The following is a 26,225-nucleotide window of genomic DNA, read 5'->3' on the forward strand; positions in this document are numbered from 1 at the left end:
GCCTCAAATAGACAAGCCATATTTGACTATGCAAAGAGCTACCGTGGCAAACAAACCGTGCTGGCTTCTTAGTCGCTTGGGTCCTTCCTAGGGGGGACCCCTATCCCACGGGGTGCGCTGAGCCCCGGGGCGCAACTGTCTCCGGCAGATCGGGCATTCCCTACGATGTTTTTGCCACCATGGGCTAAAAGCTACTGCCATAATGGAGCCACCGGAGGTAAATTGAGTTTTCGATTCAAAATTTTCGGCAGAGACTGAAAGTCTAGGACTTTCGCCGACGGAAGGACCCAAGCCCGGCCAACGCGCCGCCGTGGTCACGCTTGATCCGCTGACCCATGCGAGGGTCAGGCGAAAGGCATTGATACAAAGGGACAAAAAGGCAATCCTGACCCTACTGACCCATAAAAGCCCTATGTTACGCATCCAGCCCCTGTGCTGCCCTCTCCACAGGTGGGCCGTGGCCTGTTCCTGTTCCCCAGAACTCTTTTTGTTCTGATAAGGGTCAGTAGGGTCAGCCAAGGGATTCACCCAAAGCAAACAGGGCTTTACGGATGCCCCATAAGGGTCAGTCCAAGGGTCAGGAAGGGTCAGCCGCCCGCGATATGTTGCTGCCGTGGTTATTACACTCGCGCCCACCGCTTGCCATGCTCCGTATGAATTTTGATCCAGCCAAGGGTGCGCAGGATGTCGGCCACACGTTTCTGGTTCGCCCGGTTGTGCTGGCCGCTATTCAGGCCAAGCGCGCCGCTCAATACTTCGGAAATCTTCACCTTGGTCTTCACCTCGCCAGCGTCGTCAAAATCGTCTGCCGGTTTGTCCAGCCAATCGGCCACGTCATCCGCCCAGCTATCGGACTCGCGTGCTGCCTCTTGCATGGGGCGCGCGTGTTCCGCTTCAAAGTCCCGATCCAAACACCACGCTTCCCCGGCCTCATATGCTGCGAAGGATTCCGCAAAAAGCTGGTCCCGTTCGGTGGCGAGGGCTTCAAGGTCCATCTGGTGAACGGTCACGGGCCAGAAGCGCCGCCCGCCCGTCGTATCCCGCAAGAACTGATCTTCATTGGTCGTGCCGACGAAAACGCATTGGCGTGGAAACGACTCGTCAAAGCGGGCATAGGGCAACCGCACCCGGTCCACCGCACCCGACAGGAAGGCTTTCAGGTCTTCGGCCTCGCTCTTGCGGGACGGGGCGAGTTCGGCCAGTTCCACCAGCCATTTGCCCTGAAGGTGGCGAATAGCGTCCGTCTTGTCCCCGGTGATGCTGGGCAAGGTGTCGCTGAAATACTCCGCCCCGGCGAGGATACGGCAGGCGGTCGATTTGCCGATACCTTGCGGGCCGGACAGAACAAGCGTGTGGTCCGCCTTGCATCCGGGTTCCATCACGCGGGCCACCATCTGAATCAGGAACTTGCGCCCCACCGCTCGGACATAGGGGGAGTCCGCCGCTCCGGCATGACGGACCAGCCACGAGTCCAGCCGCTCACGCCCGTCATGGTGAAGTCTCCGCAACTGGTCCCGGATCGGGTGATATTGCAAATGCCGCGCGACGATCAGGGTGGCGTCGGCCACCAGTTCCTTCCCAACGGTGCGCAAGCCCCGCCGTTCCAGCCCCGTCCGCGCTAGTGCAAGTGCTGCGTCATTCAACGGCCCGTCGCACCATTCATCCCGCCGGGTCATAAGGTTGTGCCGAAGACCGGGCAGGATCGAGTCGAGGTTCCGCCCCAGATACACAATCGCGTTGTTCAGGTTGTTCACGGGCTTGCCCCGTTCCCGGATCACGCTGCCCCAATCCGGACCTTCGGTGGTCGCGGGCAAGCCGATCAGGTCTTCAATCTCCGCCAGTTCATCGGCGGGGATCACGTCATCAAAGGCGGACAGGTCAATCCAGCCCCGGCGCTCCGCTTCCGCCCGGATCGTGGCGAAGGTGCGAGGGTTCTTCCCGCCGCCCCCGAAGGAATGCCAAACGGTTTCGGTTTCGTCAGGGCCATAGCTGGGGTGCCGTTGGCTCCACTCATGGAACAGGGCCAGCCCGTCTTCGCTGCCGCCCGTCGCGTGATGCAGCGCCATGCCCATGTGCAGCCACCAGAGGCGTTCCGCCGCGTCCGGGTTGCTGGAGTCATTGGGGATCGTCAGAAGGGCTTCCCGGACGTGCTGAAGGGCCAGCCCCTCACCTTCGCCAGAAGCTGCCCGGCGCTCACGCTTCACACTGCCGCCGTCCTTGTAGATTGCGGGCAGGCCCTCCATCCGATCAATCGCTTCGCCGTCCACACGGAAGGTTTCGACAGGAGTCCCGTCTTCCACGTTGCCCGCGTAATAGGATTGCGAAAGGCTGAAGCTGGCCGGGTCCAGAGCGCCGCCCAGAATGCCGTTCAGCCGCGCCATGAGGTCTTCGCGGGCCTCGGGCGGCAACGGGCCGCTGAACGGTGTGAGAACGCGCCAGCGGGGCGCGTCGGGGCTATGGCTGGGGGTGGTATAGACAAGCCCGGCCACGCCTGCCCTCTCCAAGGCATCGCGGGCCGCCTCGGGCGTCATGGTGCCTGCGTCATAGTCCGCTTCCAGCCCGGTCACGGTGCGCACATTGGCATTGTGGCGAAGGCTTTTCTTCGGCGTCTTGTCGGGGCCGAAGGTCGCCAGCTTGATCCACGGCAGCCCGTCCTTGCTCTCCGCTCGCTGGCCCTTGATCCAAGCCGCCAGATCGGCCAGCGAAAGGGTCAGTTCCTTCTTCTGGAAAGCGCTGCGCGTCGGGAAGCGAGTCAGCGTCACTCGGCCGTGGTCCAACGCATCTTGATCGGCCCGCGCGCAGGCGGTATTCTTCTTGTGCATTAGGAAGTTCCAAATTTCGCGCTCGGGCGGTGCAACGCCCGGGCGTGTTTTGTTTTTCGAGTTGAAGACAGGGCTGATAAGTCAGGTTTTCGTGGTGGCAAGTATCTCACAGCAACAAGATTGCCCCCTGCAAGCTGGCTATAGCTCTCACTACATCATCGGAAGCCACCTCCGGTTCAAACTGATCGCCCAAAATAAGATGCGATCTGGCACGAACTCCGTCAGATAGTTTTTGGACGAGAGTGAAATGCGTTTGACCGCGTTGCACGACCGGAAAATTCGACTTGGCTTCAGCGACAAGAGCGGCGGATTCCAACATCGCTTCGGCAAGCGATTGCCCCTTCTTCGGTTTCGGCGGGTCGTTCGGATCAGGAAAAAACTCGTCTGAGATCATCCGGCGAATACGGAGCTTACGCCCCGGGTGAGCGGCGAACCAAGCACGGTCATTTTCAAAGAGTTCACCGGTCATCGCGCAACCCCCCGCCCGTGCTGGACGGTGCGTTCCTGCGCCCATTCAAGAAGGCTCGGGGTATGATAGCGGATCGCCGAGCGCCCAAAAACGACGTAGGGAGGGCCATCCTCATTGCGGAAATGACGATACTTCTCCAGCGAAGAACGCGAGAGGCCGAGGAGCGCGGCCGCACCCTCGGTGTCGACGTAGAGAGGAAGAGAATCGGTTTGCATTGGTGCCTCCGAGGTTTGATTGACTCGGACACCGGAGCACGAAATTTCAAAATAGAAAAACAAGTGCAAGCACTTAGAAAAAAGCACAAGCACTAGGAATCCTAGTTGCTTCCCTTGCGCGACTTAATTTGGGCACACCATCCGTAGAAGGTGCTTTGCGGCGGGGCGTCATCTTCCATCTCAAGCTCGGCGAGAATTTCAGAACGCTTCCGACCCTCGGCCAGACGCTTTTCTACCACGGGGAGCCACTTCGCGCGCTGGAGGTCCTTGTCTCGCTTTGCCTGCCCCCCGAGCGAGGCGACTTCGGGCGCAGTCCGCGTGACGCGCGGCGCATCCTCCGAGTCGTCTAGTGCCTCGGGCGGCAGGTATTTCAGGCACTCCGGATCAGCCCGGGCAACCTCAAGCCACGGAATCGGTACCCCGGCCGCAACCGCCTTCGCTATAGCCTTCATAGGCTTCATCGTGATCAGGCGCAGCTCGCCAATAAAGCCGTGTTGTGCCTCAAGTCCGGCGTCCAGTTCCTTAAGGTCTTCAGGCTCGCGCGCACCAAACGGGACCCCGTAGAAATCATCCGCGCCCGGGAGGAAAGACATATCGGCGGCGCAGCTGTTGCGCCCCACTTCGGGATCGTAGCCGCATAGCACGGCTATTGCTTGCGCGGGCTTCCAAGAAGGCGCGGCAAGCCAATCCCGCAGCCGCCGCATCCTCGCCCATTCCTTGGGCGGAAGGTGCGCTAGGTCATCGTGACCGCAAACCGGGCCCAGCGGGTGTTCCTCGGTCATGCCTGCCCCCGTTTCTTCGTATCAATCGGCACGACGTTAGCCCCCAGCCCAAGTGCCGCCGCCACTTCATTACCGATAAGGTCAGCCGCACGGCGCTGCGGATCGGCGGCGAGGTGGGCATAGCGTTTCGTTGTCGCGGCTTGAGAGTGCCCGAGGAGCGTGCCGATTTGGTGCAGGCTCAACCCGGCCCCGGCGCCCACGGCCGCGTTGGAGTGCCGCAGATCATGCAGTCTCGTTCCCTCGATTCCAGCTTCGCGGCGGACTGCCCGCCAGAGCCGGTTCACATCTGCGCGGGGCTTCTCATCTTTCGTCCCCGCCGAGGTGCTGGCAATGACGTAGCGCCCGACCCGGGGCAACCCGTCCAGCAAGGACAACGCCGCGCCTCCGAGCACGATAACCTTGGCGCCGGTCTTGGAATCCGGCAAACGGAGCATCCCGCGTTGGAAATCGACATGCTGCCACTCTAGGTCCAAGATTTCCCGCACCCTCGCGCCGGTCAAGAGGAGGAGTCGGATTGCAGCCACGGAATGCAAATCAAAGTGGGCGCGGCGTTTTTCGGGCGCGGGCAGGTGTTTCGCGCCCGGCTTACTTTCGTCAACGTGCCACGGCAGCCCCTCGGTCTCGGCCAAGGTCAGGGCAACCCCGAGGCGCTGCATTTCATCCAAAGACAGAAAGCGTTCGCGGCCCCGCTCTTTGAAAGCTTCTACACCCGAAGCCGGATTCTGCGAACCCTCGGGAAGCAAGCCTAGATCAATCGCCCAAGTGAACATCGCTTTCAGAACGGCAAGTGCCCGGTTGGCGATGATCGGGCCGCCCCGCGTCTTCTGGGCAGCCGTTCGCTTGGCTCCAGCCTTCTTGGCTCCCGTAGCCTTGCGGGCAATCGACCCGTGCAGCTTGGCAACGTCGCTGCGAGTGAGTGTCACGGCCTTTCGGTTGCCAATGGCGGGAAGAATGTGCGTGTCAAGGACCGCTCGGTAGAGCTGCGCGGTGGCCTCTTTTCGCTTGGGCTCAACGTGCCGCGAAAGCCACTCGGTTGCGATCTCGGAAATCGTGTCTGCCGCCCGGGCCTCGGCGCGCTCGGCGGCAGGATCGGCACCGAGGCGCACCTTGGCGAGAAGGTCTTTCGCCATGTCTCGGGCCTGTTCCGGCGTGACGGTCTCGGGTTTGCCCAGCACGACGCGTTTCTTGGCCGTGCCCCGGCCCCCGGCACCCGGGCGATATTCGAGAATCCACGAGCGCGATCCCGAGGGGCGCACGAGGAGCCCGAAGCCCTTTAGCGCGTCATCGTAATAGGTGACGGGCTTCTTAGGGGGCTCGATTGCTGCGATGGTGCGGCGGGCGATTTTTATGACGGGCATTCCGGCCTCCGGGCTTTCGGTGGCGACTTGAAGGCGGAATCGCCACCGAGTCGCCACTGATTGTTGAAACGACAAGATAGGCAGTCCGGTCAAAAATACAATTAAGAAAGCCAGAACAATGCTTTATTGAAGGAATGTGAAATGGCATGAAAATCTGTGAAACCGGATTTCCATAACTGTTAATCAATTGGTCGTAGGTTCGATCCCTACCGCCGGAGCCATAAAAAGCCCCTAAGGTTAAGCCCTTAGGGGCTTTTTTGGTTCTTGAGGCTGGTCTTTTTGGCGCCGATCTTGCCATCGTTTTGGCAATCGATTGAGCGGCCTCCGCGACGGCCGCTTCCGGATCTCAGCAGTCCTTCCTGTCCATAATCACACCGATCCCGGCGCGGCCGGATCAGCTGCGGCTTGCACCGGGGGAAATGGCGTTGGCGGTGTCCTGCAGCGCGGGCAGGATGTTCCGGCGGATTTTGTCGGCGGTCCAGCTATGGGCCGAGACCGAGCACTGCACCGCCGCGAAGGCGCGCCCGTCGGGGCCGCATATCGGCGCCGCGATGGCCATTTCGTTGAGGATCATCTGGTCGCGCGAAACGGCATATCCCTGCTGCACGGCCTCTTCGATGGCGGCGGCGATTTCTGACCGGTCCATCGTCGTGTGCGGCGTGTGCCGGGCAAGCATCCACTGCTCCACCGCCGCGGCCCGTTCGTCGGCGGGAAAGGTCGACAGGATGGCGCGCCCGGCCGAGGTCGACAGCGCGGGCAGCCGCCGCCCCACCACCGAGGCCGCGAAATGGGTGCGTTTGCAGGGCAGGCGGCTGACATAGATGATGTGATCGCCCGACAGTTCGGCCATGTTCACGGTTTCGCCAAGCTGCTGCGACAGTTCGATCAGCCGGGGCATGGCGCGCGCCACCAGAGGATCGGACCAGTAATAGACATAGGCCATCTGCAGCCAGGCATGCGACGGCCGGAACCGCCGCGTCGCCGGGTCCTTGTCCAGCATTCCCTCGAGATGCAGCGTGTTCGCCAGCCGCTGCACCGCGCTTTTGTCCAGCCCGGTGCGCGCGGCGAGTTCGGTCAGCGACAGTTCGGTATGGGTTTCGTCGAAAGCCCGCAGGACCCGAAGACCTTTGGCCAGCGCCCCGACGAAGAGTGTGTTTTGTCGTTTTTCTGTGCTCATGGCTGTTCCGGGCGGGGGCCTTTCAAATTTTGGTTGACGGAATCGCCAATGTGCCAGTTACTGAATTATATAACAAAAACAAGTATCATAATATAATACTTCGCCACAACAGGAAATCGCGCGCAAAGCGCATGATGACAGGGAGAGGTCATGAAACATTCCATTCTCAAAACAACCGTCGCCGCCTTGGCGCTGGCCGTATCGGCGGGCGCGGCACTGGCCGATAAGGCCGAAGGCCAGTTGAATGTCGCCTTCACCAAGGAGCTGGAAAACGTCGACAGCTATTTCAATTCGTCGCGCGAAGGCGTGGTGATGCAGCGCGCCGTCTGGGACGGGCTGATCTACCGCGATCCGGCGACCAACGAATACAAGGGCAACCTGGCCACCAGTTGGGAATGGATCGACGACACCACGCTGGAATTCAAGCTGCGCGAAGGCGTGACCTTCCACAACGGCGAGGCGTTCAACGCCGATGACGTGGTCTACACGGTCAATTTCGTCGCCGACGAAGCCAACGGGGTGAAGACCCAACGCAACGTGAACTGGATGAAATCGGCCGAAAAGATCGACGATTACACCGTGCGGATCTACCTCAAGGACAAATTCCCGGCGGCGATCGAATTCCTGTCCGGCCCGGTATCGATCTATCCCAACGAATATTATGCCGAAGCCGGCCCGACCGGCATGGGGTTGAAACCCGTCGGCACCGGCCCCTACAAGGTGGTCAGCGTCGTTCCGGGGCAGCATTTCGTGCTGGAAAAGAACGAAGATTATCACGACAGCCCCAAGGGCCAACCGGCCATCGACAAGGTCGACATCCGCACCATCCCCGACGTGAACACCCAGATCGCCGAGATGTTCTCGGGCTCGCTCGACCTGATCTGGCAGGTTCCGGCGGACCAGGCCGAAAAGCTGGGGCAGATGGGGCAGTTCACCGTCGCCAATGAATCGACCATGCGGGTGGGCTATCTGAACATGGACGCGGCGGGGCGCTCGAAGATGGACCCGAACCCGTTCACCGATGTCCGCGTGCGCCAAGCGGTCAACCACGCCATCGACCGCAAGACCATCGTGGCGGCGCTGCTGAAAGGTCAGTCCAAGGTGGTGAGCACCCCCTGTTTCCCCAGCCAGTTCGGCTGCGTCCAGGATGTGACCGTCTATGACTACGATCCCGAGAAAGCCAAGGCGCTGCTGGCCGAGGCGGGCTATCCGGACGGGTTTGAAACCGAATTCTACGCCTATCGCAACCGCGAATATGCCGAAGCCATCGCGTCCTACCTGAACGCGGTCGGGATCAAGACCGACTTCAAGATGCTGAAATACTCGGCCCTGCGCGAACTCAACATGAAGGGCGAGGTGCCGCTGTCCTTCCTGACCTGGGGCAGCTATTCGATCAACGACGCCTCGGCGATGGTGAGCCAGTTCTTCAAGCATGGCAGCCTCGACGATGCGCGCGACGATCAGGTGCTGGCCGATCTCAACGTGGCGGACAGCGCCACCGACCCGGACACGCGGATCGAATATTACGACAAGGCGCTGAAGCGGATCACCGCACAGGCCTATTGGGCGCCGCTGTTCAGCTACAACACGAATTACGTGTTCAAGACCTCGGTCAACTATACGCCGACGGCGGATGAGGTCCTGCGTTTCACCACCATGTCGTGGAACTGATCCGGCAACAGCCCACGGTCCCGGGCGCGGCACCTGCCGCCGCCCGGGATACGCGGGGATGATTTCGACGACAATCGCGCGGGGGCGACGCTAAGGTGCTGCAATTCATCCTGAAGCGGCTGGGATTGGCCATTCTCGTGGCCTTCACGGTCTCGTTCATCAGCTTTTCACTGCTTTTCCTGTCGGGCGATCCGGCGGCGGCGCTGGCCGGCGAAACGGCAAGCGGCGAGGATATCGAGGCGATCCGCCGGGTCTATGGCTTCGACCGGCCGATGATGGTGCAATATGCCGACTGGCTTCTGTCCGCGCTGCGCGGTGATTTCGGCGAAAGCTATTATTTCAAACTGCCGGTGGCCGGGCTGATCGCCGACCGGTTGTCGGTGACGATGACGCTTGGGGTTTGCGGCATCAGCTTCGCGCTTCTGACCGCGGTGCCCCTGGGCGTGGCGGCGGCGGTGCGGCCGAATTCGCTGATCGACCGCTTCGCGCTGTTCATGTCGGTGGCGGGGCAGGCATTGCCGAGCTTCTGGTTCGGGCTGATCCTGATCGTGGTCTTCGCGATCAAGCTGGGATGGCTGCCGCCCTCGGGCGCTGCGACCTGGCGCCATTTCGTCATGCCGACCATCGTATTGGGCTATTACGCCATGCCCGCGATCATGCGGCTGACCCGGGCGGGGATGCTCGAAGTGCTGTCGTCGGATTACATCCGCACCGCGCGGGCCAAGGGCGCATCCGAGACGCGGGTGATGTTCAAGCACGCGCTGCGCAACGCGATCATCCCGGTGGTGTCGCTGGCGGCGGTGCAGATGGGGTTCATGCTGGGTGGGTCGATCGTGGTGGAATCGATCTTCGCGCTGTACGGGGCGGGGTATCTGGCCTGGGAAAGCATCGGCCGCAACGATCTGCCCACGGTGCAGGCGCTGATCCTGATCTTTTCGATGTTCTACATCGTCTTCACCTTCCTGGCCGACGTGCTGAATGCCTGGCTCGACCCGCGGATGAGGAGCAGCTGATATGGCCGAGAGCATGACGAACACCGCAACGGACAAGCTCGATCCGCTGCTGGAGGAAATCACCGGCCCGACCCCGGGGCAATTGCTGTGGCGGCGCGTCTTCGGTCATCGCGGGCTGATGATCGGCGCGGTGGTGGTGGGCATCCTGACGGTGATCGCCATCCTGGCGCCGCTACTGGCCCCGCACGATCCCTATGCGCAAAGCCTGCTGGCGCGGATGAAGCCGCCGGTCTTCCTGGGGGGCACCTGGGAACATCCGCTGGGCACCGACCACCTGGGCCGGGATTACCTGTCGCGGCTGATCTACGGCGCGCGGGTGTCGCTGCTGATCGGGGTGGTCGCGGCGGCGATTTCGGGGCTGATCGGCACCGCGATGGGGGTGGCCGCGGGCTATTTCGGCGGCCGTGTCGATGCGGTGGTGACCTTCCTGATCAACGTGCGCTTGGCGATGCCGGTGGTGCTGGTGGCGCTGGCGGTGGTGGCGATCCTGGGCGGATCGCTGACCGTGGTGATCTGCGTGCTGGGGCTGTTGCTGTGGGACCGGTTCGCGGTGGTCATGCGCGCATCGACCCTGCAGGTGCGGCAGCGCGAATACGTGGCGGCGGCCGAGGCCATCGGCGCCTCTGTCCCGCGTATCCTGCTGACCGAAATCATGCCCAATATCGCCAATAACCTGATCGTGGTGGTCACGCTGGAAATGGCCCATGCGATCCTGCTCGAAGCGGCGCTTTCCTTCCTCGGGCTCGGCGTACAGCCGCCGACGCCAAGCTGGGGCCTGATGGTGAGCGAGGGCAAGAACATGATGCTGTTCGAACCCTGGCTGGTGCTGATCCCCGGCGCGGTTCTGTTCGCGCTGGTGCTGGCGATCAACCTGATGGGCGACGGTCTGCGCGACGTGACCGCCTCGGAAAACAGGAGCTGAGCCGATGGAAAAGACGTTACTGAACGTGCGCAACCTGACCATCGACATCCCCGTCGGTGGCGGCACACTGCACGCGGTGCGGGGGATCGATTTCAGCCTGAACCGGGGCGAGGTGCTGTGCATCGTCGGCGAAAGCGGGTCGGGCAAATCGCTGACCTCGCTGGCGCTGATGGGGCTTTTGGGCAAGAAGATCACGCCCCGCGCCGACGAGATGAGCTTCGACGGGATCAACCTGCTCAAAGCCGGGTCGCGGCAGATGCGGGCGCTGCGCGGGGCGCGGATGTCGATGATCTTCCAGGAACCGATGACCTCGCTCAATCCGGCCTACACGATCGGCGATCAGCTGATCGAGGCGCGGATGCTGCATGGCGGGGCGTCCCGGGCCGAGGCCCGCGCCCGCGCCATCGAATTGCTGGAAAAGGTCGGGATCACCGCGGCGGCCAGCCGGTTGTCGCAATATCCGCACCAGCTGTCGGGCGGGCTGCGCCAGCGGGTGATGATCGCGATGGCGCTGATGTGCGGCCCGGAACTGATCATCGCCGACGAACCCACAACGGCGCTCGACGTGACGATCCAGGCGCAGATCCTGCGGCTGCTGGTCGATCTGGTGCGCGAAATGGGTATGGCGATGATCCTGATCACCCACGATCTGGGCGTGGTGGCGCGCGTCGCCGACAAGGTGGCGGTGATGTATGCCGGCGGGCTGGTCGAAACCGGGCCTGCGGCGGATGTGTTCGGACAGCCGCGCCACCCCTACACGCGGGGGCTGCTGGCCTGCATCCCGCTGCCCGGCAAGACCGAACGCGGCGCGCCCCTGGGTACCATCCCGGGTATCGTGCCCTCGCTGGTGGGCGAGGTGAGCGGCTGCACCTTCCGCACCCGCTGTGCCGAGGCCGGGCCGGACTGCCGCGGCACCATCCCGCTGCGCGGCGAGGGGGCGCATGAATTCCGCTGCGTCCATGCCGAGGGACGACGGGTATCAGAACAGGAGGGTGCGTGATGTTGGACCGGGCAGGGGCGGCGCATCCGACGCTGGAAATCCGCAACGTGACCAAGACCTATTCGGTCAAGCAGGGGCTGATGGCGAAACCCAAACCGCTGACCGCTTTGCGCGACGTGTCGCTGTCGCTGCGCAAGGGCGAAGTCCTTGGGCTGGTGGGTGAATCGGGCTGCGGCAAGTCCACCCTGGCCAAGATCCTGCTGGGGTTGGAGGCGCCGACGGAGGGCGAGGTTCTGGTCGACGGTCAGGCCCTGGGCAGCCACGACCGGCTGGCGCTGGCGCGGCGTATCCAGCCGATTTTCCAGGACCCCTACAGCAGCCTCAACCCGCGCAAATCAATCGCCGATATCGTGTCGTTGCCGCTGCGCATCCACGGGATCGGCGACGCGGCCAGCCAGAAACAGGCGGTGCGCGACATGCTCGACGTGGTGGGGCTGCCCGCACGGGTGATGAACAGCTATCCCAGCCAGATGTCGGGCGGCCAGCGCCAGCGCGTCGCCATCGCGCGGGCGCTGATCATCAAGCCCGAGGTGGTGATCTGCGACGAACCCACCTCGGCGCTCGACGTGTCGGTGCAAAGCCAGATCCTCAACCTGCTGGGCGATCTGCGCCGCGAATTCGGGCTGACCTATCTGTTCATCTCGCACAACCTCGCGGTGGTCGAACACCTCGCCACCCGGGTGGCGGTGATGTATCTGGGCCGGATCGTGGAGGAAGCGGAGGCGGGCGATCTGTTCGACGCCCCGGCGCATCCCTATACCCAGGCGCTGCTGAAATCGGTGCTGACGCCCGAACCGGGGCTGGGCGTGCCCGACACCCAGCTGGGCATGGCCTATCCCAACCCGATCGATCCGCCATCGGGCTGTGCCTTCCACCCGCGCTGCCCCAAGGCGGGGCCGGTCTGCAGCGCCACCGCGCCGGTGCCGGTACCGATGCGCGAGGGCCATGTGGAATGCCACCTGTTCGACCCAAAATCCCCCCTCTATGAGGATACCAGCCGATGAGTTCTTCGTTGTCGCGCACCCAGGTCGTGCGCAAGACCGTAATCGAAACAGAAGGCGGCGTCGTCGCCGCCCAGCACAGCCTGGCCGCCCAGGTCGGGGCCGAGGTTCTGGCGGCGGGCGGCGACGCGGTGGATGCCGCCGTCGCCACCTCCTTCGTCATGGGCGTTTTGGAACCGTGGATGAGCGGCCCGGCGGGCGGTGGCGCGATGATGCTGTGGCGCGCGGACAGCGGCGAGGCGATCGCGCTCAATCACGGGATGCGGGCGCCGGCGGCGCTCGACCCGGCCGATTACCCGCTATCGGGGCGCGGCGTGGCGGGCGATTTGTTCCCTTGGGAAGAGGTGGTGGAGAACCGCAACGTCCAGGGCGCGACGGCCATCGCGGTGCCGGGCGTGGTCGACGGGCTGGGCCGTGCGCATGAGCGTTACGGCAAGATGCCCTGGGCCGAGCTGCTGCAACCCGCGATCGGTCATGCCCGCAAGGGGATGCTGGTCGACTGGTACGCGGCGCTTTGCATTGCCTCGGTGGCGCGGGAACTGGCCAAGGATGCGGATGCGGCGGCGCTGTTTCTCGATGACGGGCAATGGCCCAAGATCGGCGCCTGGACGGCGCTGGCAGAAACCCGGCTGGATCAGTCGCGCATGGCCGACAGCCTGGACCAGATCGCGCGCTACGGTGCGCGGGCGCTGTACGACGGCGATCTGGGCGCGGCGATGGCGGGTGATGTGCAGGCCAAGGGCGGATGCCTGTCGCAGGACGACCTGCGCGTCTATGAGGCGACTTTCCACGCGCCGCTGAGTTTCGGCTATCGCGGCGGGCAGGTCCACGCGCTGCCGGGGCTGACCGCCGGGCCGACGCTGCAACATGCCTTGGGCGTTGCAGAAGCGGCGGCGCTGGCGGGCGATGGCCCCGATGGCGCGGCCTATGCCGCCTATGCGCGCGGGCTGAAATCGGCCTATGAAACCCGGCTCAGCGATATGGGTGACGATGGCGAACACCCCGACGCGCCGGGCTGCACCACGCATTTTTCGGTGGTCGACCGGCACGGCAACATGGTGGCGCAGACCCAGACGCTGCTGTCGATCTTCGGGTCGCGGGTGGTGTCGCCCTCGACCGGGTTCCTGATGAATAACGGGATCATGTGGTTCGACCCGGTGCAGGGGCGGCCGAATTCTCTGGGCGCTGGAAAGCGCTGCCTGATGAATGTCTGCCCGACGATTGGCGAAACGGGGCAGGGCGCGCGTTACGCCATCGGGGCAAGCGGCGGGCGCAAGATCGTGTCGGCGGTGGCGCAGCTGGCCGGGTTCATGTCCGATTTCGGCATGGATATCGGCGCGGCCTTCCATCATCCGCGCATCGACGTCTCGGGCGGGGCGACGGTGATTGCCGACGACACGTTGCCGCCTGCGGTGATCGACGCGCTGTCGCGCGAAAACGATGTCAGGATGACCCGCCGGACCCTGTTCCCCTTCGCCTTTGCTTGCCCGGCGGGGGTGATGCGGCGCGATGGGATCAATTCGGGATGCACGGAAATCATGTCGCCCTGGGGCGACGCGATCTGCGAAGACAAGGAGTTAACCGCATGAGCCGAGCCGCAGCAATCGACGCCGTCACGGGGTATTTCGACGACGGGCGTTTTCAGGATGACCTCGCCGCGCTGGTCGCCATTCCGAGTGAAAGCCAGAACCCCGACGCCGCACCCGAGCTGCGCCGCTATCTCGACGAGGCGATGGTGCCGCGGCTTGAACGGCTGGGCTTCGACTGGGAGATTTTCGAAAACCCGGTGCCGGGCGGCGGCCCGCTTCTGATCGGCGAGAGGCGCGAAGGCGACGGGGTGCCCACCGTGCTGACCTATGGCCACGGCGACGTGATCCGCGGCCAGGAAGGGATGTGGCGCGACGGGCTGGAACCCTTCCGCCTGATCGAAGAGGGTGAGCGGCTTTATGGCCGGGGCAGCGCCGACAATAAGGGCCAGCACCTGATCAACCTCTCCGCGCTCGAGGCGGTGATCGAGGTCGAGGGACGGCTGGGCTTCAACACCCGCATCGTCATCGAGATGAGCGAGGAAACCGGATCGCCCGGCCTGTCCGAATTCTTCGCCGCGCAGAAGGACCGGTTGGTCGCCGATGTTCTGATCGCCTCGGACGGGCCGCGGCTGCAGCCGGAAACGCCCACCATGTTCATGGGATCGCGCGGCGGCATCACCTTCGATCTGGTGGTCGACCTGCGAGAGGGCGCGCATCATTCGGGCAACTGGGGCGGGCTCTTGGCCGATCCGGCGATGATCCTGGCGCAGGCGCTGTCGACGATCACCGACGCGCGCGGCCAGATCCGCATCCCCGAATGGCGCCCCGACAGCCTGACCGACAGCGTGCGCGCCGCGCTCGACGGGCTGCCGATCGAACCGGGCACCGACGGGCCGCAGATCGATCCCGACTGGGGCGAAGAGGGGCTGACCCCGGCCGAACGCGCCTATGGCTGGAACAGCTTCGCGATTCTGGCGATGAAAAGCGGCGTGCCCGAGGCACCGGTCAACGCCATCTCGGCCTCGGCCCGGGCGACCTGCCAATTGCGCTATGTCGTGGGCACCGACCCGAAAGAGGTGCTGCCGTCGCTGCGACGCCATCTCGACGCGCACGGGTTCGAAAAGGTGAAGATCGTCGAGATGGAGCGCGGCTTCTTCGCTGCGACCCGGCTTGATCCCGGCCACCCCTGGGTGCGCTTCGTGCAGGCGTCGCTGGAAGACACGTCGGGCAAGCCGCCGCATGTGCTGCCCAACCTGGCCGGATCCTTGCCCAACGATGCCTTTGCCGACATCCTGGGCCTGCCCACGGTCTGGGTGCCGCATTCCTATCGCGGCTGTTCGCAGCACGCGCCGAACGAACATGTGCTGAAATCCGTCAGCCGCGATGCGCTGCGGGTGATGGCGGGGCTGTTTTGGGATATCGGCAACCGGACGGACCTGCCCTGATCTTCCCCCGCGCGGGGAACGGATTTCACGTGAAAAAGGGCGCCCCCGCAAAGGGGCGCCCTTGATTATGGCTGTGCGGTGCGGGGGCGTTATTCGGCGGCGAACTTGTTCGCGGCCGGGGCCTTGGCCAGGTAGGCCCGCAACTGTTCGGCCATTTCGGGCGGCAATCCGTTCAGGTTGGGCATGCCGCCGCCGGCCTGTTTGCTGCGCAGCTTGAACCGGCCCAGCTGGCTCAGCATGTGATTGGCGCTCGACGACAATTCCTCGGCCCCTGCGGCCAGCGAGGTGGATTCGCTGTCCACCGTCGACGCGCTGGAGGAAATTTCCGACACCGCGATATTGATATGCGCGATGGCCGAGCTTTGTTCGTCGGTCGCCTTGCTGATCTCGCTCACCAGCGACTGCACTTCCTCGAAGGAGTCCGCCAGCGTGTTCAGCGAATTGTCCATCGAGTCGGTGATCGCGACGCCCTCGGCGATGGCCTGGGTCGACTGGTCGATCAGGTCGGTGGTTTCCTTCGCTGCCTTGGCCGACCGCTGCGCCAGGGTGCGCACTTCCTGCGCCACCACGGCGAAGCCGCGGCCGTGGGTGCCCGCGCGGGCCGCCTCGACGGCGGCGTTCAGCGCCAGCAGGTTGGTCTGGAAGGCGATTTCGTCGATCACCTTGTTGATCGAGCTGATCGAACGGGCCGAGGTGTCGATCCCTTCCATCGCCTGTTTCATGCTCGACATGGTGCTTCGGCTTTCCGAAACGGTCTGGTTGGCGCCGACCGCCACCGTTTTCGCCCGGCCCGCGGCCGAGGAAGTGGCGCGCACCTGGCTTTCGGTCTCATCGAAGCTCGACGAAATCTGGTCGATCGCGCTGGAGCTCTGCTGCGCCCCGGTGGACAGGGTCGAGGAAGTCCTGGAAACTGCCTCTGCGGCTTTGGTGATTTCGTTGATCTGGGTCTTCAGATCGCCCACCAGGTCGCTCAGATCGCCGAACGTATGGTCGAAGGACGTCATGACGTCGCGATATTCGCCGTCGAAATCATCCAGGTTGATGGTCAGCGATAGATCGCCCTGCTGGATCGCCTGCGAGGCGCGCAGGATTTCCCCGTTCATCTTGCGGAACGCGGTGCGCACCTGTTCGATGCTGTCGTTCACAAATACCTTTTCGCCCGGAAAGCGTTCAAGCTCATAGTCGAATTCGCCCTTGGCAAAGGCCTGAACCGCCGCAATGGCGCGTTTCTTCACATGGATGTGGTCGCGCACCATATCATTGACCGCCTTGGCGACTTCCTGCAAATCGCTGGGGAATTGGTTGGCATCGACGAAGACGCTGATCTCGCCGGCATCATGGGCCTGACCCATCGCCTTGATTTCGGCCAGGAAGCGTTCCAGGTCGCTTTTGGCCTGCAATTCGCTGGTGCGGTCGCGCCATTGGACGACGATCGCGTCCAGGGCACCGCCCTCTTCGAATTTGGCGATGGCGTGGAAGCCCAGATAGGTCTGGCCGATCTTGAAATTGCCGTCATGCGACGACGTCAGGCGGCTGATGATGTCGCGCTGATAGGCCGGGTTCTTGTGAAACACGTCGATGGTTTGGCCGACGATGTTGCGGGCTTCGAAATGCGGCAGGTCCGACTGGATATCCTGTTCCAGCCGTTCGAACATATTATACCCTTCGGAGTTGACGTAGCGGATGACCAGATCCTTGTCGCACACCATAATCGGGCAGCTGAGATACTCATAAGCGGTGTAGATGGATTGCTCGGACAGATCGTCGTTATCCTGAGCAAGCGATAAATCTTTGGAAGTGTTTGCAGCCATACTCGCATTTCTCGTTTATCTAATTTCACAAGATCACCCGGGAGGGCGGTCTGATACGTCAAACGGCGCTGTCAGGGCTGTTTTTAACCCCCAAAAAGTCGCACCTGGGTTGAATTCGGTGAATGGAATGTGAGTAAGCTGCGGTAGTGGAAGATGCCGGCATTCTACCACCGATTAAAAAATACATCTGGCACTGCTTTTTTTTAAGGGCGCGGGAGTCTCGGGGCCGATTTGTGCGTCGGTGATGTGCTTGAAAACCTTTGAAGTTAGACACAAATTCTACCGCCGAATGACATTCGCCCGATGCCGACGAAAGAGAGGTGTCTGGCCGAAAGATATTTCATGCCTGTAATTTCTTGCAGCGTCGCGAAAGGTGACGCTACGGCAGGGTTCGGAAAAGAAAAACGCCGGTATTTGGCGCCGCTTTACGTCGGGGCGTGGACTTAGCGCGGCCGATGGTCTATCGGGGGCGCAAATTCACCGGGGATAGTCACATGAGCCAAGGTAAGAACGGCCTGACCTATGCGGATGCGGGCGTTGATATCGATGCAGGAAACGAACTGGTCGAGCGGATCAAGCCCGCCGCCAAGCGCACGTCGCGATCGGGCGTGATGGCGGGGCTGGGCGGCTTCGGCGCGCTGTTCGATCTGAAGGATGCGGGCTACAGCGACCCGATCCTGGTCGGCGCCACCGACGGGGTGGGCACCAAGCTGCGCATCGCCATCGATACCGGCAATGTCGATACGATCGGCATCGACCTGGTCGCCATGTGCGTCAACGATCTGGTCTGCCAAGGGGCGGAACCGCTGTTCTTCCTCGACTACTTCGCGACCGGCAAGCTGGAACTCGACAGCGCCGCGCGGATCATCGAAGGCATCGCCGAAGGCTGCGCCCAATCGGGTTGCGCGCTGATCGGTGGCGAAACCGCCGAGATGCCGGGCATGTACAGCGAAGGCGATTTCGACCTGGCCGGTTTCGCGGTCGGTGCGATGGAACGTGGGCAGGACCTGCCCAAGGGCGTGAAAACCGGCGACGTGCTGCTGGGTCTGGGATCGAACGGGGTGCATTCGAACGGCTATTCGCTGGTGCGCAAGCTGGTCGAGGTGTCCGGGCTGGGCTGGGACGCCGATTGCCCGTGGAACGCCGACATTACCCTGGGCGAGGCGCTGCTGGCGCCGACCCGGCTTTACGTCAAGCAGGTGCTGGAAGCGGTCCGCGCGGGCGGCGTGCATGCGCTGGCCCACATCACCGGCGGCGGCCTGACCGAAAACCTGCCGCGGGTTCTGCCCGAAGGCGCCGGCGCGACCATCGACCTGGATGCCTGGGATCTGCCGCCGGTGTTCAAATGGCTGGCCGAAACCGGCGGCATGGAACAGGGCGAACTGCTGAAGACCTTCAACTGCGGCATCGGCATGATCGTCGTCTGCGACGCCGCCGAAGCCGATGCGGTGACCGCGCTGCTGACGGCGGCGGGCGAAACCGTGTCCCGCCTGGGCGAGATCGAGGCGGGCGAGGGCGTGCGTTACACCGGGGCGCTGCTGTGACCAAGAAGGTCGCGATCCTGATCTCGGGCGGCGGTTCGAACATGGTGAAGCTGGTCGAAAGCATGGTGGGCGATCACCCGGCGCGGCCGGTGCTGGTCGGATCGAACGATCCGCAGGCGGGCGGGCTGAAAAAGGCGGCCGAGATGGGCGTGCCCACCTTCGCCGTCGATCACCGCCCCTTCAAGGGCGACCGCGAAGGCTTCGAGGCGGAACTGAACGCCAAGCTGGAAGCGGCCGACCCCGACATCATCTGCCTTGCGGGCTTCATGCGGGTGCTGACCGAAAGCTTCGTGCGCAAATGGGAAGGGCGGATGCTGAACATCCACCCCTCGCTTTTGCCCAAATACAAGGGGCTGCACACCCATCAGCGCGCGCTTGAGGCGGGCGACAAAGAGGCCGGCTGCACCGTGCACATGGTGACGCCGGCGCTGGACGACGGGCCGATCCTGGGCCAGGCGCGGGTTCCGGTACAGCCGGACGACACGCCCGAAACCCTGGCCGCGCGGGTCCTGGTGCAGGAACACAGGCTCTACCCGGCGGTGCTGGAACGCTTCGCCCAGGGCAAAACCGACCCGGTCTATCTAGATTGACGGCAATGCAGGCCGGGTATGCTTTGCATCCCCGGCGCAATCGCGTATGTCTGGGCGACAGGCCGCATACCGTGCCACACCGAAACAAGATCACGAATCCAAGGCGCCGATGAAGACACTCACCACGACCGAAGAGCTCGCCCGTTTCTGCGAAGAAGCACGCAAACACGATTACGTCACGGTCGATACCGAGTTCCTGCGCGAACGAACCTATTATTCCAAGCTCTGCCTGGTGCAGCTGGCAATGCCCGGCGATACCGACGACACCGCCGTTCTGGTCGATCCGCTGGCCAAGGACATGTCGCTGGACCCGATGATGGACCTGTTCCGCGACACTTCGGTGGTCAAGGTGTTCCACGCGGCGCGGCAGGATTTGGAAATCTTCTTCGTCGAAAATCAGGTGTTTCCCGAACCGCTGTTCGACACCCAGGTGGCGGCGATGGTCTGCGGCTTCGGCGAACAGGTCGGCTATGAGACGCTGGTGCGCAAGGTGGCCAAGCAAAGCCTCGACAAGACCTCGCGCTTCACCGACTGGTCGCGCCGCCCGCTGACCGAGGCGCAGAAGAAATACGCGCTGGCCGACGTGACCCATCTGCGGGAGATTTATGAATATCTTGCCGCCCAGCTGGACAAGACCGGGCGGGCCAAATGGGTGCAGGAAGAACTGCGCATCCTGACCGATCCCGAGACCTATATCATTCAGCCCTCGGAAGCCTGGAAGCGGGTCAAGACCCGTACCAACAGCGGCAAGTTCCTGGCGGTGGTGCGCGAACTGGCGCGGTTCCGCGAAGGCTATGCGCAATCGCGCAACGTGCCGCGAAGCCGCGTGTTCAAGGACGACGCGCTGGTCGAGCTGGCCTCGACCAAGCCCACCTCGATGACCGATCTGGGCCGCTCGCGGCTGCTGCTGCGCGAGGCTCGCAAGGGCGAGATCGCCGACGGTATCCTGGCGGCGGTCCAGGCCGGGACCGAATGCCCGCCCGAGGATTACCCGAAGCCGGACCTCAGCCGCGACAAGCTGCAGGTGAACCCGGCGCTGGCCGACCTGCTGCGGGTGCTGCTGAAGGCCAAGACCGAAAGCGCCGGCGTGGCGTCGAAGCTGATCGCGCCGGCGGCCGATCTGGATGCGATCGCGGCCGGGTTGCGCGACGTGCCGGCGCTGAGCGGCTGGCGCCGGGAAGTGTTCGGCGAAGACGCGCTACGCCTGTGCAACGGCGACATCGCGCTGGCGGCGAAGGGCAAATCGGTAAAGATCGTCGAATTGTGAGAGCGCGCCGTGCTCAGCGGCGGCTCGACCGGGCGTTGCGGGCACCCAGCACCCTGATTTCGCGCACCCCGGCCAGATCCTGATCGGTCACGAAGACGGCAGCGGTCAGCGTGCGGCTTCTTTCCGTTCCCACCGCGTTGTAGGGCACGCTCAGCGCGCGCAGCTCGTAGCTCAGAACCCCGCCCACCGGCGCGCCGTCGTTCAGCGGCATCAGCCTGACCTCATAGGGGCCTTGCTGATCGGCCAACCCGGTCACCCGCGCGATCGCGCCGCCGGGCACCCGTTCGATGGTCAGATCGCGAATCTCGCCGACCAGGGTGCCCTGATAGCTGGTGTCGCGCTTCAACAGGCGGTTTTTTCTCGGGATCAGCGGGTTCGCGTCCGTGGCGCTGGCGACAGGCACCGCCTGGCTGCGTCCGAACCAGTTCTTCGGATTGAGACGGGAAGTACCGCAGCCGCTCAGAACGACCGCCGAGATCAAAAGGACCGAAAGGGATTTCTGCATCGTCTCGCCTCATCTGCTTTGCCAACGGGTTACCTCATCCGGGCGGGCTTGAAAAGACGCTTGCGGGGCTGGACCTTTGCCAGCGGCGCGCATAACTGAAAAGGACGCAAGGAAAGGACCCCGAAATGGCCCGTGACGCCTTTGAAGAGATTGTCGAGGATTTCGAATTCCTGGAAGACTGGGAAGACCGCTATCGCCACGTGATCGAACTGGGCAAGGCGATGGAGCCGCTCGACGAGGCGCTGAAAGTCCCCGCCACCAAGGTCGAGGGCTGCGCCAGCCAGGTCTGGCTGCATCCGAAGATCGCGGGCGGCATCCTGGAATTCGACGGCGACAGCGACGCGATGATCGTGCGCGGGCTGATCGCCGTGCTGCGGGCGCTTTACAACGGCACCCCGGTGGGTGAGGTGGCGTCGATCGACGCACAGGCCGAGTTGGCGCGGCTGGGGCTGCACGATCACCTGTCGGCGCAGCGTTCGAACGGGGTGCGCGCGATGATCGAGCGGATTCGCCTGGTGGCGGCTGAGGCGGCGGCGTGACCTGATTGTGTGGCTGCGCCACGCAGGTTTAGCTTCGCCCAAGGGCGAAGCGGTGTGGGGGCGCTGCCCCCGACGTTGAAAATCTTTGGATTTTCAACGCCTCCCCCGGGATATTTGGGAACAGAAGAAGATTAGGCGCGTTTCGCGAGTTCCGCGGCCAGATCGCCGTAGCCGGTGAAGCGGCGCTCGTAGGCGAGGCCAAGGCGGGCGGCGCAGGTTTCGGCCTTGGCGCTGAGCGCGGGGTCGTCGGTCTGGGCCAGGTAGACCAGTTTGGTGTAATGGCCGAAATACATGTCGCGCAGATCGGGGTGGCGGTCGAGCCCGAGCGGGTGCCAGACGAAAGCGTCGAATTGCCGGGTCAGGAAATCGGTGAGGAAGAAGGCGGTGAGATCGTCCTCGGCGCGTTCCGCGAAGGCGGCGTTGCCGGTGAAGAAGCTGTAGCAATGGGGGCCGGGGATCATGTCGATCCCTTCCTCCGCGCAGAGCCGTTCCAGCGCGCCGCCGGTGCCGCAATCGGCATAGACCAGGAACAGGCGGTCGTAATTTTCGCGGTGCTTTTCGATCGCGGCGCGGGCGGCGGCGGGGATTTTTTCGGGGTGGTTGTGCAGGATGGCGGGCAGGCAGGCCAGGTCCATGTGATCCCAGCCGTTGAGCGCCTTCAGCGCCAGGATTTCGCGCGCCAGTGCACCGCAGGCGATCAAGAGCACGCGGCCGCGCCCCTGCGGGGCGAGGCCGGTTTCGGTCAGGGTATCGTCGTCGGGCTGTGCCATCGCGGGGCGCGGGGGCAGGTCAGGCGCTGAGCTGGTTGTGCTTGCGCGCCACGAATTGCTTGGCGGTTTCCACCGCGACCGCGGCGTCGCGGCAATAGGCATCGGCGCCAATCGCCTTGCCGAATTCCTCGTTCAGCGGCGCGCCGCCGACCAACACGATGTAATCTTCGCGCAGTCCCTGTTCGACCATCGTGTCGATCACCACCTTCATGTAAGGCATGGTGGTGGTCAGCAGCGCCGACATTCCCAGGATGTCGGGCTGTTCGGCCTCCAGTGCTTCGAGATAGGCCTCGACCGCGTTGTTGATGCCCAGATCAACCACTTCGAATCCGGCGCCTTCCATCATCATGGAAACGAGGTTCTTGCCGATATCGTGGATGTCGCCCTTGACCGTGCCGATCACCATCTTGCCCATACGCGGCGCGCCGGTTTCAGCCAAGAGCGGTTTCAGGATCGACATGCCGCCCTTCATCGCGTTGGCCGCCAGCAGCACCTCGGGCACGAACAGGATGCCGTCGCGGAAATCGTGGCCGACGATGGTCATGCCGCCGACCAGAGCCTCGGTCAGGATGTCGTAGGGCGCCCAGCCGCGTTCCAGCAGGATGTTGACGGATTCCTCGATTTCTTCCTTCAGACCGTCATAGAGGTCGTCGAACATTTGCTGGACGAGTTCCTCGTCATCCAGTTCGGACAGGATGATGTCGTCTTCTTGATCGGACATGGCGCGTTTCCTTGGGTTGGTTCGGCCGTTCTTGTCGCGGGCCGAAACTGTCATTCCTCTGTCAGCTTTGGGAAAAAACCGGTTTGGCGACTAGGCGGATTGCGACAGGACGCAGACCGCAACCGACCTGAGCGGTGAATTCGGCGTGAAAATCGCGCGCGTCTTGCCTGATGTTCCTGAAATGTTCTATATTGAGCCATGCCCCATTCCGCCAAGATCCCCGTCGATTCAGAACGCCGCCGCGGTCGCGGCGCGGCCAGCAACGATGTGGGCCGGTTCGAGCGGTTCGAGCGCGAACCCTTCGACGATGGCTGGGACGCGGACGACCCTTTGCCGGTGCTGAAGACCGAGGTGAGGATCGAGCAGCCGCGCAGCATGATCACCTATAACCGCTCGCCCGATCTGCCCTTCGACCGCTCGATCAACCCTTACCGGGGCTGCGAACATGGATGCATCTATTGTTTCGCCCGGCCGAGCCACGCCTATCTGGGCCTGTCGCCGGGGCTGGATTTCGAAACCCGTCTGGTGGCGCGGCCCGATGCGGCGGCGGTGCTGGCGCGGGAATTGCGGCGCAAGTCCTACAAGGTGGCGCCGCTGGCGATCGGCACCAACACCGATCCCTATCAGCCGGTGGAACGGGATATGGGGATCACGCGCGCCTGCCTGCAGGTGCTGCGCGACTTCCGCCATCCGGTGGCCATCGTCACCAAGGGCACGCTGATCGAGCGCGACCTCGATATCCTTGGCGACATGGCGCGCGACGGGCTGGTGCGGGTGGGGGTGTCGGTGACGACGCTGGATGCGGGGCTGTCGCGGCGGATGGAACCGCGGGTGCCGAGCCCGAAACGGCGGCTGGCGGTGATCCGGCGGCTGGCGGATGCCGGGGTTCCGGTGCGGCTTATGGCGTCGCCCATCGTGCCGGGGTTGAGCGATCACGAGATCGAGGCGTTGTTGCAGGCGGGCAGGGAGGCCGGGGCGGAGGCGGCGAGCTGGATCATGCTGCGGCTGCCGCGCGAGGTGTCGCCCTTGTTCCAGCAATGGCTGGCCGAGCATTACCCGGACCGGGCGGCGCGGGTGATGGCGCGGCTGCGCGAGATGCATGGCGGCAAGGACTATGATGCGGCCTGGGGGCGGCGGATGCGGGGCGAGGGGGTCTATGCCAGGATGATCGCCAAGCGCTTCGAGATAGCGGCGAAGCGTCTGGGGCTGGACCGCAGGCAGCCGAAGCTACGCTGCGATCTGTTCCGGGTGCCGCTTGGCCCAGGGGACCAGATGGAGCTGTTCGGGTGAGAGCCGGGCAGGGGGCTCGCCTCTCCCTGTCGGGCGAGGCTCGCCTCAGCCGCGTCGCCGCCTGCTGCGCCGGGCCGGGGCGGGGGCGTCGCCGGTGCCGTCGCTGGCCGAGGAAAACGCGCCCAGCGTTTCGGTGATCTGTTCCAGCGTCGGGCGCGGCCCGCGCGGGCGGGTGGTGAGCGCCTCGTGCATCGCGGCCAGGTGTTCGGGCATGGTGCCGCAGCAGCCGCCGATGATGGTGGCGCCGGCGTCGCGCGCCAGAACGGCGTATTCGGCCATCAGTTCGGGCGTGCCGTCGTAATGGATGTGGCCGTCATGATATTTCGGGATGCCGGCATTGCCCTTGGCGATGATCGGCCGCTCGGTGCCTTGGGCGGCGAAGCCCAGCACCGTGCGCAACAGGTCGGATGCGCCGACGCCGCAATTGGCGCCGAAGGCGATCGGCGGGTTGGGCAGGTTTTCCACCATGTCGACCATCTGGGCCGAGGTCACGCCCATCATGGTGCGCCCGGCGGTATCGAAACTCATCGTGCCGCACCAAGGCATGCCGGCCAGGGCGAAGGCTTCGGCGGCGGCCTTGTATTCCTCGGGGGCGGAAATCGTTTCCAGCCACAGCACGTCGGCGCCGCCTTCCTTCAGACCCTCGGCCTGTTCGTGGAAGATCTCCACCGCCGCTGCGTGGGTGAGCGGACCCATCGGCGCGAAAATCTCGCCGGTCGGGCCGACCGATCCGGCCACCACCACCGGCCGCCCGGCGGCATCGGCCACTTCGCGGCCCAGCTCGGCGCTGATCCGGGACAGTTCGCGGGCACGGTTTTCCGCCCCGTGCAGTTTCAGCCGCGACGCGTTGCCGCCAAAGGAATTGGTCAGGAAGATGTCGCTGCCCGCATCGACGGCGTATTGATACAGCTTCTTGATCCGGTCGGGATGGTCAACATTCCAGAATTCCGGCGCGTTGCCCGATTCCAACCCCATGTTGAACAGGTTGGTGCCGGTCGCGCCGTCGGCCATCAGCCAGTCGCGGGTTTCCAGAAGGCGGGAAAGGGCGTCGGTCATAGCTTGTGTCCAATCGAATTGGCATGTCGGGCGGTGAGCCCTGTCAAATGCGGCACCGGGCGCACCCATTATGGCCGCACGGCGATGAAATGAATGGTCCCGAAACGACAAAACGCGGCGCTGGAGCGCCGCGTTTGCCTGAGACTTGAAGCGTTGCGGCCCGAAGCTTAGTCGGTGTCCTTCATCAGATCGGCCTTGGCGGCGACCAGCAGTTCGGCGCGCTTGGCGCGGATCGCGTCGGCGTCTGCCTTGCCTTCCAGATCGGCGGCAACCTTGCGCACCACGTCTTCGTGGCCGGCTTCTTCGAAATCGGCCTTGATCACGGTCAGGGCATAGGCATCGGCTTCGTCGCCCGAAATGCCCTGCTGTTCGGCCGCCCACAGGCCCAGCATCTTGTTGGCGCGGGCTTCGGCCTTGAAGACCATTTCTTCGTCATGGGCGTATTTGGCTTCGAATGCGGATTCGCGATCGTCAAAGGTGGTCATTTTAGATCCTCGGGTGACGTTGGTGTTGGTCCCCATATGCCCGTAGTCAGCGCGTGGCGCAAGGGTTCTGGTCTTTTCAGTCGTTCCGGTGTCGCCTCTGCGTCGTCCCCGGGGCGCGGCGCGGGGCGAAACGGGGCCGTTTTGGGCCGCTTTCACCGATTTTACCGCAGTTGCGGGCTGGGCTGCGCAACCGGGCCCTATTGCGGCATTGGCCCCATTGCACTAAGAGGTCGCCATTGCCGG

At 63.8% G+C, this 26,225-nt stretch carries 24 protein-coding genes; 12 read left to right on the forward strand and 12 right to left on the reverse strand.

What is annotated here, in order from left to right; translation table 11 throughout:
• Positions 1–620: 620 nt before the first annotated feature.
• The 6 genes from GR167_RS00445 to GR167_RS00470 all read right to left on the reverse strand — a co-directional run bounded on the left by GR167_RS00445 (position 621) and on the right by GR167_RS00470 (position 6,823).
• The gene (locus GR167_RS00445) at positions 621–2,822 is read right to left on the reverse strand and encodes a virulence-associated E family protein (protein ID WP_160971473.1); all 2,202 of its coding nucleotides are present in this window, start codon (positions 2,820–2,822) and stop codon (positions 621–623) included.
• 106 nt (positions 2,823–2,928) lie between these two features.
• Positions 2,929–3,291, reverse strand: coding sequence for a hypothetical protein (locus GR167_RS00450; RefSeq protein WP_160971474.1), 363 nt, complete (start codon positions 3,289–3,291; stop codon positions 2,929–2,931).
• Complete coding sequence (locus tag GR167_RS00455; RefSeq protein WP_160971475.1) at positions 3,288–3,506, reverse strand: helix-turn-helix transcriptional regulator; 219 nt, start codon at positions 3,504–3,506, stop codon at positions 3,288–3,290. Before GR167_RS00455 ends, GR167_RS00450 begins: the two co-directional genes overlap by 4 nt.
• Before the next feature lie 101 nt (positions 3,507–3,607).
• A complete protein-coding gene (locus GR167_RS00460; protein WP_160971476.1) occupies positions 3,608–4,288 on the reverse strand; it encodes a hypothetical protein in 681 nt (226 codons plus the stop codon).
• Complete coding sequence (locus GR167_RS00465) at positions 4,285–5,646, reverse strand: site-specific integrase (protein ID WP_160971477.1); 1,362 nt, start codon at positions 5,644–5,646, stop codon at positions 4,285–4,287. Before GR167_RS00465 ends, GR167_RS00460 begins: the two co-directional genes overlap by 4 nt.
• A gap of 394 nt (positions 5,647–6,040) precedes the next feature.
• The gene (locus GR167_RS00470) at positions 6,041–6,823 is read right to left on the reverse strand and encodes an IclR family transcriptional regulator (protein WP_160971478.1); all 783 of its coding nucleotides are present in this window, start codon (positions 6,821–6,823) and stop codon (positions 6,041–6,043) included.
• Positions 6,824–6,973: 150 nt separating this feature from the next.
• On the opposite strand from GR167_RS00470, the gene GR167_RS00475 reads away from it, so the two are divergent.
• From GR167_RS00475 to GR167_RS00505, 7 genes are all read left to right on the forward strand, one after another.
• Positions 6,974–8,494: an ABC transporter substrate-binding protein gene (locus GR167_RS00475; protein ID WP_160971479.1), complete on the forward strand. Its 1,521-nt coding sequence runs from the start codon at positions 6,974–6,976 to the stop codon at positions 8,492–8,494.
• A gap of 95 nt (positions 8,495–8,589) precedes the next feature.
• Positions 8,590–9,507: an ABC transporter permease gene (locus GR167_RS00480; RefSeq protein ID WP_160971480.1), complete on the forward strand. Its 918-nt coding sequence runs from the start codon at positions 8,590–8,592 to the stop codon at positions 9,505–9,507.
• A 13-nt stretch (positions 9,508–9,520) separates the two neighbouring features.
• On the forward strand, positions 9,521–10,429 hold the full coding sequence (locus GR167_RS00485; protein WP_160971481.1) for an ABC transporter permease: 909 nt from the start codon (positions 9,521–9,523) through the stop codon (positions 10,427–10,429).
• 4 nt (positions 10,430–10,433) lie between these two features.
• The gene (locus GR167_RS00490; protein WP_160971482.1) at positions 10,434–11,429 is read left to right on the forward strand and encodes an ABC transporter ATP-binding protein; all 996 of its coding nucleotides are present in this window, start codon (positions 10,434–10,436) and stop codon (positions 11,427–11,429) included.
• Complete coding sequence (locus tag GR167_RS00495; RefSeq protein WP_160971483.1) at positions 11,429–12,433, forward strand: ABC transporter ATP-binding protein; 1,005 nt, start codon at positions 11,429–11,431, stop codon at positions 12,431–12,433. The genes GR167_RS00490 and GR167_RS00495 overlap by 1 nt, the downstream gene beginning before the upstream one ends.
• The gene (locus GR167_RS00500; RefSeq protein WP_160971484.1) at positions 12,430–14,019 is read left to right on the forward strand and encodes a gamma-glutamyltransferase; all 1,590 of its coding nucleotides are present in this window, start codon (positions 12,430–12,432) and stop codon (positions 14,017–14,019) included. Before GR167_RS00495 ends, GR167_RS00500 begins: the two co-directional genes overlap by 4 nt.
• Complete coding sequence (locus GR167_RS00505) at positions 14,016–15,404, forward strand: M20 family metallopeptidase (protein WP_160971485.1); 1,389 nt, start codon at positions 14,016–14,018, stop codon at positions 15,402–15,404. Before GR167_RS00500 ends, GR167_RS00505 begins: the two co-directional genes overlap by 4 nt.
• An 89-nt stretch (positions 15,405–15,493) precedes the next feature.
• On the opposite strand, the gene GR167_RS00510 is transcribed toward GR167_RS00505, so the two are convergent.
• Positions 15,494–17,215, reverse strand: coding sequence for a methyl-accepting chemotaxis protein (locus GR167_RS00510; RefSeq protein WP_160971486.1), 1,722 nt, complete (start codon positions 17,213–17,215; stop codon positions 15,494–15,496).
• A gap of 494 nt (positions 17,216–17,709) precedes the next feature.
• Between GR167_RS00510 and purM the strand changes: the two genes are divergently transcribed.
• The 3 genes from purM to rnd all read left to right on the forward strand — a co-directional run bounded on the left by purM (position 17,710) and on the right by rnd (position 20,616).
• Positions 17,710–18,759, forward strand: a complete 1,050-nt coding sequence (gene purM, locus GR167_RS00515) for a phosphoribosylformylglycinamidine cyclo-ligase (protein WP_160971487.1) — start codon at positions 17,710–17,712, stop codon at positions 18,757–18,759.
• Positions 18,756–19,349, forward strand: coding sequence for a phosphoribosylglycinamide formyltransferase (gene purN, locus GR167_RS00520; RefSeq protein WP_160971488.1), 594 nt, complete (start codon positions 18,756–18,758; stop codon positions 19,347–19,349). The genes purM and purN overlap by 4 nt, the downstream gene beginning before the upstream one ends.
• A gap of 109 nt (positions 19,350–19,458) precedes the next feature.
• On the forward strand, positions 19,459–20,616 hold the full coding sequence (gene rnd, locus GR167_RS00525) for a ribonuclease D (RefSeq protein ID WP_160971489.1): 1,158 nt from the start codon (positions 19,459–19,461) through the stop codon (positions 20,614–20,616).
• Between the two features lie 13 nt (positions 20,617–20,629).
• On the opposite strand, the gene GR167_RS00530 is transcribed toward rnd, so the two are convergent.
• Positions 20,630–21,121 carry a hypothetical protein gene (locus tag GR167_RS00530; protein ID WP_160971490.1) on the reverse strand — a complete coding sequence of 164 codons (492 nt, stop codon included), beginning with the start codon at positions 21,119–21,121 and terminating at the stop codon, positions 20,630–20,632.
• Between the two features lie 125 nt (positions 21,122–21,246).
• Here GR167_RS00530 and GR167_RS00535 point away from each other — a divergent pair, with 125 nt between their 5' ends.
• Positions 21,247–21,660, forward strand: coding sequence for a SufE family protein (locus tag GR167_RS00535; protein WP_160971491.1), 414 nt, complete (start codon positions 21,247–21,249; stop codon positions 21,658–21,660).
• Positions 21,661–21,791: 131 nt separating this feature from the next.
• On the opposite strand, the gene GR167_RS00540 is transcribed toward GR167_RS00535, so the two are convergent.
• Positions 21,792–22,430, reverse strand: a complete 639-nt coding sequence (locus GR167_RS00540; protein WP_160971492.1) for a DUF1638 domain-containing protein — start codon at positions 22,428–22,430, stop codon at positions 21,792–21,794.
• Between the two features lie 19 nt (positions 22,431–22,449).
• A complete protein-coding gene (locus tag GR167_RS00545; RefSeq protein ID WP_160971493.1) occupies positions 22,450–23,151 on the reverse strand; it encodes a cobalamin B12-binding domain-containing protein in 702 nt (233 codons plus the stop codon).
• A 198-nt stretch (positions 23,152–23,349) separates the two neighbouring features.
• On the opposite strand from GR167_RS00545, the gene GR167_RS00550 reads away from it, so the two are divergent.
• On the forward strand, positions 23,350–24,441 hold the full coding sequence (locus GR167_RS00550) for a PA0069 family radical SAM protein (protein WP_160971494.1): 1,092 nt from the start codon (positions 23,350–23,352) through the stop codon (positions 24,439–24,441).
• 45 nt (positions 24,442–24,486) lie between these two features.
• Here GR167_RS00550 and bmt read toward each other — a convergent pair whose 3' ends face one another.
• On the reverse strand, positions 24,487–25,497 hold the full coding sequence (gene bmt, locus GR167_RS00555) for a betaine--homocysteine S-methyltransferase (protein ID WP_160971495.1): 1,011 nt from the start codon (positions 25,495–25,497) through the stop codon (positions 24,487–24,489).
• A gap of 167 nt (positions 25,498–25,664) precedes the next feature.
• Positions 25,665–25,982 (reverse strand): DUF1476 domain-containing protein, encoded by a 318-nt coding sequence (locus GR167_RS00560; protein ID WP_160971496.1) that lies wholly within the window; start codon positions 25,980–25,982, stop codon positions 25,665–25,667.
• Positions 25,983–26,225: the final 243 nt, after the last annotated feature.

This window comes from Thalassovita mangrovi (genome assembly GCF_009857745.1).
GTDB classification, from domain to species: domain Bacteria; phylum Pseudomonadota; class Alphaproteobacteria; order Rhodobacterales; family Rhodobacteraceae; genus Thalassobius; species Thalassobius mangrovi.

Excerpts from the sequence above, each read along its gene's own strand:
- GR167_RS00505 (WP_160971485.1), top strand. The coding sequence starts at position 14,016 with ATGAGCCGAGCCGCAGCAATCGACGCCGTCACGGGGTATTTCGACGAC.
- GR167_RS00490 (WP_160971482.1), top strand. The coding sequence starts at position 10,434 with ATGGAAAAGACGTTACTGAACGTGCGCAACCTGACCATCGACATCCCC.
- GR167_RS00475 (WP_160971479.1), top strand. The coding sequence starts at position 6,974 with ATGAAACATTCCATTCTCAAAACAACCGTCGCCGCCTTGGCGCTGGCC.
- GR167_RS00485 (WP_160971481.1), top strand. The coding sequence starts at position 9,521 with ATGACGAACACCGCAACGGACAAGCTCGATCCGCTGCTGGAGGAAATC.
- GR167_RS00450 (WP_160971474.1), bottom strand. The coding sequence starts at position 3,291 with ATGACCGGTGAACTCTTTGAAAATGACCGTGCTTGGTTCGCCGCTCAC.
- GR167_RS00495 (WP_160971483.1), top strand. The coding sequence starts at position 11,429 with ATGTTGGACCGGGCAGGGGCGGCGCATCCGACGCTGGAAATCCGCAAC.
- GR167_RS00445 (WP_160971473.1), bottom strand. The coding sequence starts at position 2,822 with ATGCACAAGAAGAATACCGCCTGCGCGCGGGCCGATCAAGATGCGTTG.
- bmt (WP_160971495.1), bottom strand. The coding sequence starts at position 25,497 with ATGACCGACGCCCTTTCCCGCCTTCTGGAAACCCGCGACTGGCTGATG.
- purM (WP_160971487.1), top strand. The coding sequence starts at position 17,710 with ATGAGCCAAGGTAAGAACGGCCTGACCTATGCGGATGCGGGCGTTGAT.
- GR167_RS00545 (WP_160971493.1), bottom strand. The coding sequence starts at position 23,151 with ATGTCCGATCAAGAAGACGACATCATCCTGTCCGAACTGGATGACGAG.
- GR167_RS00460 (WP_160971476.1), bottom strand. The coding sequence starts at position 4,288 with ATGACCGAGGAACACCCGCTGGGCCCGGTTTGCGGTCACGATGACCTA.
- GR167_RS00530 (WP_160971490.1), bottom strand. The coding sequence starts at position 21,121 with ATGCAGAAATCCCTTTCGGTCCTTTTGATCTCGGCGGTCGTTCTGAGC.
- GR167_RS00550 (WP_160971494.1), top strand. The coding sequence starts at position 23,350 with ATGCCCCATTCCGCCAAGATCCCCGTCGATTCAGAACGCCGCCGCGGT.
- GR167_RS00510 (WP_160971486.1), bottom strand. The coding sequence starts at position 17,215 with ATGGCTGCAAACACTTCCAAAGATTTATCGCTTGCTCAGGATAACGAC.
- GR167_RS00560 (WP_160971496.1), bottom strand. The coding sequence starts at position 25,982 with ATGACCACCTTTGACGATCGCGAATCCGCATTCGAAGCCAAATACGCC.
- GR167_RS00455 (WP_160971475.1), bottom strand. The coding sequence starts at position 3,506 with ATGCAAACCGATTCTCTTCCTCTCTACGTCGACACCGAGGGTGCGGCC.
- GR167_RS00500 (WP_160971484.1), top strand. The coding sequence starts at position 12,430 with ATGAGTTCTTCGTTGTCGCGCACCCAGGTCGTGCGCAAGACCGTAATC.
- GR167_RS00470 (WP_160971478.1), bottom strand. The coding sequence starts at position 6,823 with ATGAGCACAGAAAAACGACAAAACACACTCTTCGTCGGGGCGCTGGCC.
- GR167_RS00540 (WP_160971492.1), bottom strand. The coding sequence starts at position 22,430 with ATGGCACAGCCCGACGACGATACCCTGACCGAAACCGGCCTCGCCCCG.
- rnd (WP_160971489.1), top strand. The coding sequence starts at position 19,459 with ATGAAGACACTCACCACGACCGAAGAGCTCGCCCGTTTCTGCGAAGAA.
- GR167_RS00535 (WP_160971491.1), top strand. The coding sequence starts at position 21,247 with ATGGCCCGTGACGCCTTTGAAGAGATTGTCGAGGATTTCGAATTCCTG.
- GR167_RS00465 (WP_160971477.1), bottom strand. The coding sequence starts at position 5,646 with ATGCCCGTCATAAAAATCGCCCGCCGCACCATCGCAGCAATCGAGCCC.